This is a genomic window from Sphingobium sp. KKT206 (assembly GCF_055640555.1).
The window spans coordinates 978,927-991,063 of record NZ_CM145764.1 but is presented as its reverse complement, the minus strand read 5'-3'; the positions used below and the strand labels follow the sequence as shown (position 1 = coordinate 991,063).

Here is a 12,137-nt window from a genome sequence, read left to right as displayed (position 1 = left end):
TTAAGTCACATCACTCCGTTCGCCCTGAGTAGGGGCTGAGCTTGTCGAAGACCCGTATCGAAGGGTCGGCTGCGCTTATATCCTTCGATACGCCATTTCGACTTCGCTCAATGGCTACTCAGGACGAACGGTTCTGAGTAAAGTCATCTCGCTCTAGAAAGCGTGCGCGCAGCATGAGCAAGATGCAGCTATGCTGCACCCGCCAGAACATCATCAATGTCGAAAAATGGTGGAGCCTAGCGGGATCGAACCGCTGACCTCCTGCATGCCATGCAGGCGCTCTCCCAGCTGAGCTAAGGCCCCATTTGGGCGTGGCACTAATGGCCCGCCGCATGGATCGAACCCTGTCCGACTGGCTCCATGAAGAACCAGGCCGCCGGTCGAATATAAGGATGGTGGAGCCTAGCGGGATCGAACCGCTGACCTCCTGCATGCCATGCAGGCGCTCTCCCAGCTGAGCTAAGGCCCCGTCACCATCATCAAACGCCCTTGGGTTGGCGCTTGCGAGGTCGCTGCCATTAAGTCGCAGCAACCTCGTTGGCAAGAACAAAAATCAGTTAATTGTCATCGCTATCGTCGTCGCCCGCGGCTTCGACACCCAGGTCGTCGTCACCGCCCAGATCGACGTCATTATCCGGCGAATCGCCGTCATCATCGACGTCCATATCCAGATCCAGATCATCGTCGGCCGTTTCCAGCTTGCCGTCGGCGGTCTCGATGACCTTCTTGGGCGCTTCTTCATAAGGAAGCGGCTGCTTGGACTTGAGAACCGGCTCCGGTTCCCAGGCCGCGTTGCAGTTGATGCAGACGACCGGATCGTCCTTGCCCAGATCATAGAAGCGGGTTGCGCATTTCGGGCAGGTCCGTTTCGTGCCCCATTCAGCCTTCACCATGTCCGGCCTGTTCCTTTTTAGATGCTCAAATAGACTTTACGCGGCGCAACGGCTGTTGCCCACGAAACGTCGCGCGCCTTGCCATAGCCCAAGCGCGCTGTCAAAAGCCGGGCGCATTTTTTCCCGCCAGACCAGACTGGACGAACCGTGACCGCTGCCGCCGAACCGCCCCGCCCGATGACATTCACCGCCGCACCCGCCCTGTCGGACAGCGTGACCGTGCCGGGAGACAAAAGCATTTCGCACCGATCGCTCATGCTGTCGGCGCTGGCCGTGGGCGAAAGCCGGGTCGAAGGTCTGCTGGAGGGCGAGGATGTGCTGGCGACCGCCGCCGCCATGCGGGCGATGGGCGCGGACATTCAGCGCGACGCCGATGGCATATGGCATATTCATGGCGTCGGCGTTGGCGGACTGCTCCAGCCAGAGGGCGCGCTCGACATGGGCAATAGCGGCACGTCCACGCGCCTGCTGATGGGCCTGCTCGCCAGCCATGATCTGACCGCGACCTTCATCGGCGATGCCTCGCTCAGCAAACGCCCCATGGCGCGGGTCACCGACCCACTGGCGCAGATGGGTGCCAGCTTCACCACTAGCCCCGGCGGCCGGCTGCCGCTTACCATGCGCGGCGCCTGCCCCGCCGTGCCGCTCGACTATCGCCTGCCCGTCGCTTCGGCGCAGGTGAAATCGGCGATACTCCTCGCTGGCCTCAACACGCCGGGCATCACCCGTGTCGTCGAGCCGATCCCGACCCGCGACCATAGCGAACGGATGCTGCGCGGCTTCGGCGCGGACCTCAATGTAGAAGTGGAAGCCGACGGCACTCGCATCATCACGCTGGTCGGCGAAGCGGAATTGCAACCGCAGCAGATTATCGTGCCTGGCGATCCCTCTTCCGCCGCCTTCCCGATGGTCGCCGCGCTACTGGTGCCGGGGTCGAAGGTGACGATCGCCAATGTCGGCCTCAACGCCACGCGCGCTGGCCTCATCGACCTGCTCCGCGAAATGGGCGGCTCCATCGAGGTCATCAACGCCCGCGAAGTCGGCGGCGAACCCGTGGGCGATTTGATCGTCACGGCTTCCACCCTCCAGGGTGTCGAGCCAGACCCGGCCCGCGCGCCGAGCATGATTGACGAATATCCCGTCGCCTTCGTCGCCGCTGCGCTCGCGCAGGGCCGCAGCGTTTTTCGCGGGCTGGACGAACTCCGCGTCAAGGAATCCGACCGCATCGCCACCATGGCAGCCGGCCTCCGCGCGATCGGCGTGACGGTCGAGGAATTGGAAGACGGCCTCATCATTGAGGGCAGCGGCGGCGCGCCGCTCCAAGGCGGCGGTCCGATCGCCACCAAGCTCGACCACCGTATCGCCATGAGTTTCGCCGTCGCGGGCCTCGTATCGCGCGATGGCGTGACGATTGACGACATGCGCCCGGTCGCGACCAGCTTCCCAACCTTCACGGCTTTGCTCCAAGCGCTGGGTGCCATGGCATGACGTTCGACTGGGCCAACATCATCGGTCTGGCGGGCAGCGCCATGATGGTCGTCGCTTATGCCTACAGCAATATCGCCAAGCAGATGAACTTTGTCTTTTTCAATCTGTTAAACCTTGTCGGTTCGCTGCTGCTCATCTGGTCGCTGACCGTGCATTTCAACCTGGCGTCGATGGCGCTAGAAATCGTCTGGACCCTCATCGCCCTGCTGGGCCTCGTCAAAGCCATGAAAAGAAAATCCGTATGATCATCGCCGTGGACGGCCCCGCGGCGTCGGGCAAAGGCACCATCGCCAAGGCTCTCGGCCGCCATTATGGTCTGCCCGTTCTCGACACCGGCCTGCTCTACCGCGCGGTCGGCCTTGCCGTGCTGAAATCAGGCGGCGACCCCGACATCGAATCGGACGCGCTCGCGGCTTGCTCGTTTGGCGACGAAACCCTGGCCGATCCGGCGCTGCGCAGCGAAGCGGTCGGCAGCCTCGCCTCGCGCGTTTCCGTGCATCAGGCGGTGCGCGACGCCCTGGTCAAGCGGCAGCGCGATTTCGCGACCCAGCCGGGCGGCGCGATCCTCGACGGGCGCGACATCGGCACCGTCATCGCGCCCGATGCCCATGCCAAGCTGTTCGTCACCGCCAGCGTCCATGTCCGCGCCCAACGCCGCTATCAGGATGCGCTGTCGCATGGCGGCCATCCCGATATGGACAGCCTGATCGCCGACATCCAGGCGCGCGACACCCGCGACATGAGCCGCGACCATGCGCCGCTCAAAGTCGCCGATGGTGCGGACTTGCTAGACACCAGCGATTTGTCTATAGACGCGGCCGTCCGCCAGGCGATTGCGCTTGTGGACGCCCAGCTTGAAGGTCGCTCCAGAGGCTGACCCGTCAAGGCGTGCGGTATTCCGCGCGCCCTTTTCGCTTTTCTCGTCTGCGCGTCCGCAAACGCTTTTGCGGTAACGGATGTCCCGGCCGCATGCGGCGTTCGGGACAGTTTGGCCAAAGACCATCGGATACAACCGGTTGGCCAGCAATGATGAGTGAAGGACTAACCATGGCCTCTACGGCATTCCCCACGCGCGACGATTTCGCCGCGCTTCTCAATGATTCCCTCGGTGGTGAGGACGGCGGCTTCGAAGGCCGGGTCGTCAAGGGCACCGTTACCGCCATCGAAAACGACCTGGCCGTCATCGACGTAGGTCTGAAGTCCGAAGGCCGCGTGCCGCTGCGCGAATTCGCGATGCCGGGCCAGAAGGCTGACATCAAGGTCGGCGACGAAGTCGAAGTCTATGTCGACCGCGTCGAAAACGCCCATGGCGAAGCCATGCTGTCGCGTGACCGCGCCCGTCGCGAAGCCGCCTGGGACAAGCTGGAAGCCGAGTTCACCGAGAGCGCCCGCGTCGAAGGCGTCATCTTCGGCCGCGTTAAGGGTGGCTTCACCGTCGATCTCGACGGCGCCGTGGCCTTCCTGCCCGGCAGCCAGGTCGACATCCGCCCTGTGCGCGATGTCACCCCGCTGATGGACATTCCGCAGCCTTTCCAGATCCTCAAGATGGATCGCCGCCGCGGCAACATCGTCGTGTCGCGCCGCGCCATTCTGGAAGAAACCCGCGCCGAACAGCGCAGCGGCCTCATCCAGACGCTGGCCGAAGGTCAGATCATCGAAGGCGTCGTCAAGAACATCACTGACTATGGTGCGTTCGTTGACCTGGGCGGCATCGATGGCCTGCTGCACGTCACCGACCTCAGCTACAAGCGCATCAACCACCCCAATGAGATGATCAACATCGGCGACACCGTGAAGGTGCAGATCATCCGCATCAACCGCGACACGCAGCGCATCTCGCTCGGCATGAAGCAGCTTGAGAGCGATCCGTGGGAAGGCGCATCGGCCAAGTACCCCGTCGGTGCCAAGCTGTCGGGCCGCGTCACGAACATCACCGAATATGGTGCGTTCGTCGAGCTGGAAGCCGGCATCGAAGGCCTGGTCCATGTGTCCGAAATGTCCTGGACCAAGAAGAACGTCCACCCCGGCAAGATCGTTTCGACCAGCCAGGAAGTCGAAGTTCTGGTCCTCGAAGTCGATCCCGAAAAGCGCCGTATCTCGCTCGGCCTCAAGCAGGCCCAGAGCAATCCCTGGGACAGCTTTGCCGAACGTCACCCGATCGGTTCGACCGTCGAAGGCGAAGTCAAGAATGCGACCGAGTTCGGCCTGTTCATCGGCCTGGACGGCGACGTCGACGGCATGGTCCACATGTCCGACATCGCGTGGGGCATTTCGGGCGAAGACGCGCTGGCGCTGCATCGCAAGGGCGAGGCCGTTCAGGCTGTCGTTCTCGACATCGACGTCGAGAAGGAGCGCATCAGCCTCGGCATGAAGCAGCTTGAGCGTGGTGGTCCGGCCGCTGGCGGCACGACCGCTGCTGCTGCCGGCCTCAACAAGAATGCGATCGTCACCGTGACCGTTCTTGAAGTCCGCGACGGCGGCCTGGAAGTCCAGGCTGGCGACGATGGCGCCACTGGCTTCATCAAGCGCAGCGACCTTGGTCGTGACCGTGACGAGCAGCGTTCGGAACGCTTCCAGATCGGCCAGAAGTTCGACGCCATGATCACCGGCTTCGACCGTGCCAAGAAGCCGACCTTCTCGATCAAGGCAATGCAGATCGCCGAAGAGAAGCAGGCTGTTGCGCAGTACGGTTCGTCCGACAGCGGCGCGTCGCTGGGCGACATTCTGGGCGAAGCGCTCAAGGCCAAGACCGAAGGCTAAGCCTTTCGTCAAAGTCGACTAATTAGAGAAGCCCGCCGGGATCATCATCTCGGCGGGCTTTTCATATCCTTTCCGTATCGAAACAATCCCCGACCTGCGCGATTGTCAATGCCCTGTAAAAGCCCTATGATTAGCTAGGGAAAAATCAGGGGGCTCTGGAAATTCGATGATCCGTTCGGAATTGATCCAGAAACTGGCTGACGAAAATCCGGGCCTGACGCTCCCGGAAGTCGAGCGAATCGTCGATCTCTTCTTCAAGGAGATTGTCGATCGACTGGCATCTGGCGGTCGTGTCGAACTGCGCGGCTTTGGTGCCTTCACCACCCGCGCCCGCGACGCCCGCACCGGGCGCAATCCGCGCACCGGCGAACAGGTACCGGTCAGCGCCAAGCGCGTCCCCTATTTCAAGCCCGGCAAGGAAATGCGTGAACGGCTGAATGCCGATCATGAGGATTGACGATTACGTCGCCCGGCGCTGACCATCAAATCGCGCTTGGCTCTGCCGATCCTCCCGACTATAGCCAGCCTTGGTAATGCGGGCGTGGCGAAATCGGTAGACGCAACGGACTTAGATCATTGAGTGCGCACAGGGAAATCTGTGACGTAGAACTGCTCAAATTCGGGGAAACCTTTAACATGGCAATCCCGAGCCAAGCCTGAAAGTCCGCTTTCAGGAAGGTGTAGAGACTAGACGGGCAGCACCTGCGCCCCGGCCTGCCGGGATATGGTGAAGGGATAGTCCAGACCACAAACGCCCCTCCGGGCGGCGGCGAAAGCCGTAGCGGGTAAGAAAATCCGTCGGGCTTTGCCCATGGGGGTTCAAGTCCCCCCGCCCGTACCAACCGCCTCTCCCACGCGATAGAAATTCCCGGTTCGATACACAGAACCGTCATGAGCGCATACTAAAGGCGCGGTCATAGCATAATATCGACCAAGCCTTTGGGGACCATCATGAAATTTCTGGCCGGTAGCGCGATGATCGCGCTGCAATTCTCTGCGTGCGCATTCGCGGTGGCGCAAGACAATATGCCTGCTGCATCCGATATCGACAGTGGCGACTCCATCATCGTGACTGGAACGCGCGATGCCAAGCGGACGAAATTCGATACGCTGGCACCCATTGACGTGCTATCGTCAAAGTCCATCGACAATAGTATTTCCAACGATCTGTCCGATACTTTGGCGCAACTCCTGCCATCGTTCAACGTCCAGCGTTTGCCCGCCGCCGACGGTCAGGCCTTTGTTCGCCCAGCGACACTCCGTGGCCTCTCGGCCGACCAGACGCTGGTGCTGGTGAACGGCAAGCGCTATCACCGTTCCGCCCTGCTGGGCAGCCGCGGCGCGCAGTCAGCCGACCTTGCAACCATCCCCAATCTGGCGATCAAGCGCATCGAAGTGCTGCGCGACGGCGCATCCGCCCAATATGGGTCGGACGCTATCGCCGGTGTCGTCAACATCATTCTGGACGATCAGCCAGGCATGGAAGCCTTCGGCCAATATTCGCAATATTATGAGGGCGATGGCACCAATTACCAGACTGGTGCTCAAGGCGGCCTGGCTCTAGGCGATCGCGGCAGCATCGTCTTCACCGGCGAATTTTCGAAATCGGATGCCACCTCGCGCACCCGCCAGCGTCCCGACGCCATTGCGTTCCAGGCAGCCAATCCAACGCTCACTGTACCCGATCCGGTGCAACGCTGGGGCCAGCCCGACCTGCGCTCCGTCCGTGGCGGGATCAACGCCCATTATGATTTTTCCGACGCCGTCACCGCCTATGCCTTTGGCACGGTCGGCAATGGCGAGGGCGTCACCGATTTCAATTGGCGTAATCCGGTCGGCACCGGCAATGTCTATAATCCCAGCACGGCCTTCCCAGGTTTCAGCTTCAGCAGCGTCTATCCCGTCGGGTTCACGCCGCGCTTTGGCACGCAATATGATGATTATCAGGCCGATGGCGGCCTGCGCGGCGCGATCAGCGATCAGTTCACCTATGATCTGAGCGCCTCGTCCGGCCGGAGCAGAATCAACTATAGCATGTCCGAATCGCTGAACGCTTCGTTGGGGCCGCTCAGTCCGACGAGCTTCTATCTCGGCCGCTTGCGCCAGAGCGAATTCAACTTGAACGCCGATTTCGTCTACCGCCTGCCGCTGGGATTGGCCGAGCCCGCCAACATCGCTTTCGGCGCGGAACGGCGCAAGGAAACCTACGGTATCCGTCCAGGCGACCCGGCCTCCTACGCCATCGGGCCAGGTGCGGCCACCGGCCTTGCCCCCAACAGCAACGGCTTCCCTGGCTTCAATCCGCTAAGTTCAGGCGAATGGTCGCAGACCAGCTATGCCGGTTATCTGGACCTGGAAGTCCACCCGGTCGAGGCGCTGACGCTCGGCGCGGCAGGCCGCTACGAGGATTTCTCGGCCTTTGGCGACACGTTCAACTATAAGCTTTCGGCGCGACTGGAACCCGTCAAGGGCGTTGCGGTACGCGGAACCTACTCCACCGGCTTCCGCGCCCCAACCCCGGCGCAGCTCAACGCCGTCAACACCACCCAGGGTCTCGACACGCGAACGCTGCAGATTTTCAACACGGGCCGCCTGTCGCCCAATGACCCGATCGCCATTGCGCTCGGTGCCCAACCGCTGACCCCGGAGAAGTCGCGCACCATCACCGCCGGTCTGACGTTCCAGTCCACGTTCGGCCTGAGCGGCAGCATCGATCTCTATCAGATCAAGTTGCGCGACCGGTTCGGCCAATCGCGCTCCTTCACCGTGCCCGCCACCCTGCCCAATCCGCAGCGGTTCACCGCCGTCACCTATTTCACCAACGACTTCGACACCCGCACCCGCGGCATTGACGTCGTGCTGGCCTATGCGCAGCAGGTGGGTCCGGGCAAGGCCGACCTCAGCCTCGCCTATAACTACAACCAGACCAAGGTGACGAGCGGTACCTCCGCCGCGATTGCCAACGAAACCCAGCGGATCATCTTTGAAGAGCGGCTGCCCAAGCATAATGGCACCGCGTCGCTCGGCTACACGATCGGCCGCTTCGGGCTGCAGGCACGCGCCCGCTATTATGGCAAATGGACCGACGTCAGCGGCAATGCGACCGGCGACCTCTTCCAGCGCTTTGGCGCGATGACGCTGTTCGACCTGTCGGCCAGCGCGCAACTGACCGACAACATCACGGTCCGTGCCGGTGCTGAAAATATCTTCGACACCTATCCCGACGAAGCGACCAACCAGGCGGTCCGCGGCCTTATCTACTCGCGCAACGCCCCGTTCGACACCGATGGCGGCCAATATTATGTTCGCTTGGGCGTGACCTTCTGATCGGATAGCATGGCTCGATGGATATCAGTCGCAGGCAGATGATGATGGCAACGGCGGCAGTCCCGCTGGCAGGACGGATCGACGCCGCCTTGCCAGCGGCGGCGGCCGTCCGGCCCGATGACGAAAGCCATTGGGCCAAGATCGCAGCGCATTATGATGTAGTGCCTGACATCATCCAGCTGGAAAACGGCAATTGGGGCATGATGGCCCGCCCGGTGCTGGAAGCCTATGAAGCCAAGGTCCGGCAGGTCAATCGCGCGACCAGCTATTATGCTAGGCGCGGCTTGACGCCCGACCTGATCGCCGTCCGCGATCGCGTCGCGGCCGAGATGCAAGTCGCCCCTGACGAAATCGCCTTCACCCGCAATGCGACCGAGGCGCTCAAAAGCCTGATCGGCGGTTACAACCGGCTGCGGCCCGGAGATGCCATAGTCTATGCCGATCTCGACTATGACAGCATGCAGGCCTGTTTCGAATCCTTGAAACATAGCCGCAATGTCGATGTCGTCCGCGTCGACCTTCCCGAACCCGCCACGCATCAGGGGTTGATCGACACCTATGAGCAAGCGCTCAAGGCCAATCCACGCGTTCGCCTCATCCTGCTGACCCATCTCAGCCATCGCACTGGCCTCGTCATCCCCGTGCGGGAAATCGTCGCTATGGCCCGCGCGCGCGGAGTCGATGCCATCGTCGACGCGGCACACAGCTGGGGCCAGATCGATTTTTCGCTGCCCGACCTGGATGCCGACTTCATTGGCTTCAACCTCCATAAATGGTGGGGCGCGCCGCTTGGTGTCGGCGTCCTCTACATCCGCAAGGCCAAGATCGACCTGATCGATCCCGACATCGGCAACGCGCCACCCTTTGCCGCCAACGCCTATGCGCGCGTCCATACCGGCACGGTCGATTTCGCCGCGCAACTGACGGTCCCCGCCGCCCTCGATTTTCAGGACACAATCGGCGGTCCCGCCCGCGCCGCCCGGTTGCGGTATTTGCGCGATCGCTGGGCCGAAACCCTGCGGGGTACGTCCGGGCTGGAAATTTTGACGCCCGCCGACCCGCGCCTGCACGGTGGAATAACCTCTTTCCGCTACACCGGCCACACAAGCGCCAGCGCCAATGCCGCCATCGCCAAACGCCTGCTCGACGAGCATCGCATCTTCTCGGTGCAGCGCAACGGCCCAGCGCGCGGTGCGTGCATGCGCATTACCCCCGCCCTGTTCAACAGCGCGGACGACATCGATGCCCTGGTCCGTGCGCTCCGGTCGATCGGCGCATCGCTGTAATCTCGACGCAAGATCGACTATTGCCAAATCTGCAGATGAATTGATCCGAGAGCCGGCGGTCCGTCCTTACGTTACCTGCGCCCGTATCGTGCTGGCGGAGTAGACTTCCACCCCCTGCCAGGCATCCGCTTCGAAACGGACCCGGATCTTCGACTGCCCTCGCGCCGTGTCGGCGGGCAGCGCATAGGTCTGGACATTGCGGGCGGACGTTACCGCGCCTGTCAGCCGTTCGCGCGCCAACTGCTTGCCATCCACCAGGATGCGGAAATCCTTGTCGCGCTGGCCACCGCTATAGGTGATTTGCAGCGCCAGCGGCCCAGGTGCGACCGCCAGGTCGAACTCGAAAAAGCCCTTGTTCACGATCCGGCTGCGGTCGGCGACGTGCGAAACCGCCTCCGATCCGCCACTGTCGGCAAAGCCGTGATCGACCTCCGGCTGTTGTTCGCCCAGGCGGATGACGTCGATCGTGCGCGCGGCCAGGTCCGCCCGCGCCTTGGCTGCGCTCTCCCACGCCACCCGTTCGGTCTGCCATTCGGCAGTATCGAAGCGGCGGAAATAGACGGCCGTGCGGTTGTCATGCTGCGCAAAGAAGGGCCGTAACGTCAGGTCACCGGGCTTTCCCTGTTCGCCCAAACGATATTGGTGCAGGCCGCCTGCCGCCACCAGGGCCGGCGCGCTCTGGTCGGTGACGAGGGTCGGGTCCACGCCCTCCCACGACCGTTCGCGCGGCCCCATGTCGCCCGCCAGCACCAAGGGACCACTCAGGAAGGCAATCAGCTTGGCATCGTCGGGCATCGCTTCGACCCGCACGGACATGGGCAGCGACAATATAATCTGGTCGCCCGCCTTCAAGCCCGTCAGCGTCAGATAGCCGTCTTCGCGGACCCCCGCCGTCTTGCCATTCACCTGCAAGATCGGCGCGGCGCACCACCCCGGCACACGCAGCGCCAGCTTTTTCGGCGCTTTCGTCACTGCGATCCGCACCTTATCATCCAGTGGAAAGGCGGTCTCCATGTCGAGTTGCGCGTCGGGCGCATTCAGCGTCGACGCATAATAGAGGTTGATCGCGACCGCGTCGTCACGCTTCCAATAAATGCTCTCGCCATGTTTGGAATGGCTTTCCATGCCCGACCCGACGCAGCACCAGAAATCCTCGGTCGGGTTCGAATGGACGCGCGCCATCCCCGATGCCAACCCCGTGAAATAGGTGAACATGCCCGTCTTGGGGTCTTGCTGGCTCATGATGTGATTGAGGTGCGACCGCTCGTAGAAATCGAAATAGCGCGCGTCGCCGTTCCAGCCGTACAGATGCCGTGTCAGCCGCAGCATATTATAGCTGTTGCACGCCTCGCACGTCTGCTGGTCAAGCCGCTGGGCCAGTTGGCGCGGCAGGCCAAAATGCTCATGATCCGAATTGCCGCCGATGACATAGCTGTGATCGTTGGTGACGGTGGCCCAGAAGAATTGTGCAACCTTCGCCGGATCGGCATTGCCGGTCAGCTCATGCAACCGCGCTTCGCCGACGATCTTGGGGATCTGCGTATTGGCATGCTTGCCCGCCAGTTCGTCGCGCCCGGCCAGGAGCGGATCGACGATCGCATGATGCCGCATCCGTTCGGACAGGGTCAGCCAGCGGCGATTGCCCGTGCGCTTATACAATTCGGCATAGGATTCGGTCAGCCCGCCATGCTCGGTGCGCAGAATATCCTGCACCTGAGCATCGCTTAGTCCTTCCACGATCGTACCAAGATAATCGCCAAGGCCGATCGCCACGGACAGGCCATCCTTGATGCCCGCATGATGATGCGCATCCAGCGCACCGGCGATGACCTTATGATAGGTATAAAGCGGTACCCATCCTTCGTTCAGGCTGAACCCGGTCGATCGGATGTCGCTCTTGCGCAGTTCCTCATAGACGATCTTGCCATCTACCGTCTTGCCGTCGCGCTCGACGGTGGTGCCGCCCGCATAACCGTCGCCCTGCTTCACCTGGATCGCCTTGAGTTCGCGCACGATATAGGCAGCGCGGTCGCGAAACGGCGCATCGCCCGTCTGCGCGTAGATCAGCGACAGCGCGCTCAGATAGTGACCCAGCGAGTGCCCGGCGATGCCGCGCGACTCCCATCCACCATAGACATCGCCTTTGGTCGGCAGCCCTGCCCCGGCATGGAAATTATGCAGCAACCGATCCGCATCGAGCGACAGAAGATAGCGCTGGTTCGCCTGTACCGAGGTCAGGAAAATCGACGGCTTCAACCGCACTTGCGACAAGGGAAAGGGCGTCGCCCCCGATGATGCGCCACGCGCCGCCCAGGCAAAGGACGGCATCGTGCCGAGCGCAACCCCTGCCCCCAACATAGCGCGGCGCGTCCAATCCATGTCA

The 12,137-nt window shown here is 62.3% G+C and carries 9 protein-coding genes and 2 tRNA genes; 7 read left to right on the top strand and 4 right to left on the bottom strand.

From position 1 onward, the window contains the following. Positions 1-227: 227 nt before the first annotated feature. The 3 genes from ACZ2HM_RS04675 to ACZ2HM_RS04665 form a co-directional block, all read right to left on the bottom strand. Positions 228-303, bottom strand: a tRNA-Ala gene (locus ACZ2HM_RS04675). A 90-nt stretch (positions 304-393) separates the two neighbouring features. Next, positions 394-469, bottom strand: a tRNA-Ala gene (locus ACZ2HM_RS04670). A gap of 88 nt (positions 470-557) precedes the next feature. After that, on the bottom strand, positions 558-893 hold the full coding sequence (locus ACZ2HM_RS04665) for a TIGR02300 family protein (protein ID WP_470426361.1): 336 nt from the start codon (positions 891-893) through the stop codon (positions 558-560). A gap of 177 nt (positions 894-1,070) precedes the next feature. On the opposite strand from ACZ2HM_RS04665, the gene aroA reads away from it, so the two are divergent. The 7 genes from aroA (at position 1,071) to ACZ2HM_RS04630 (ending at position 9,754) form a co-directional block, all read left to right on the top strand. Beyond that, the gene (gene aroA, locus ACZ2HM_RS04660; RefSeq protein WP_470426791.1) at positions 1,071-2,381 is read left to right on the top strand and encodes a 3-phosphoshikimate 1-carboxyvinyltransferase; all 1,311 of its coding nucleotides are present in this window, start codon (positions 1,071-1,073) and stop codon (positions 2,379-2,381) included. Further along, positions 2,378-2,626 (top strand): CBU_0592 family membrane protein, encoded by a 249-nt coding sequence (locus tag ACZ2HM_RS04655; protein WP_096060582.1) that lies wholly within the window; start codon positions 2,378-2,380, stop codon positions 2,624-2,626. The genes aroA and ACZ2HM_RS04655 overlap by 4 nt, the downstream gene beginning before the upstream one ends. Next, positions 2,623-3,258 (top strand): (d)CMP kinase, encoded by a 636-nt coding sequence (gene cmk / locus ACZ2HM_RS04650; RefSeq protein ID WP_470426360.1) that lies wholly within the window; start codon positions 2,623-2,625, stop codon positions 3,256-3,258. The genes ACZ2HM_RS04655 and cmk overlap by 4 nt, the downstream gene beginning before the upstream one ends. Positions 3,259-3,428: 170 nt before the next feature. After that, entirely contained in the window at positions 3,429-5,141 is a 1,713-nt protein-coding gene (rpsA, locus tag ACZ2HM_RS04645; protein WP_037480069.1) for a 30S ribosomal protein S1, read from the top strand. Positions 5,142-5,307: 166 nt separating this feature from the next. Beyond that, positions 5,308-5,598: an integration host factor subunit beta gene (locus tag ACZ2HM_RS04640; protein WP_037480067.1), complete on the top strand. Its 291-nt coding sequence runs from the start codon at positions 5,308-5,310 to the stop codon at positions 5,596-5,598. A gap of 494 nt (positions 5,599-6,092) precedes the next feature. Beyond that, entirely contained in the window at positions 6,093-8,468 is a 2,376-nt protein-coding gene (locus tag ACZ2HM_RS04635) for a TonB-dependent receptor plug domain-containing protein (RefSeq protein ID WP_470426359.1), read from the top strand. A gap of 17 nt (positions 8,469-8,485) precedes the next feature. After that, a complete protein-coding gene (locus tag ACZ2HM_RS04630) occupies positions 8,486-9,754 on the top strand; it encodes an aminotransferase class V-fold PLP-dependent enzyme (protein ID WP_470426358.1) in 1,269 nt (422 codons plus the stop codon). Between the two features lie 66 nt (positions 9,755-9,820). On the opposite strand, the gene ACZ2HM_RS04625 is transcribed toward ACZ2HM_RS04630, so the two are convergent. Continuing rightward, on the bottom strand, positions 9,821-12,133 hold the full coding sequence (locus tag ACZ2HM_RS04625; protein ID WP_470426357.1) for a beta-L-arabinofuranosidase domain-containing protein: 2,313 nt from the start codon (positions 12,131-12,133) through the stop codon (positions 9,821-9,823). Positions 12,134-12,137: the final 4 nt, after the last annotated feature.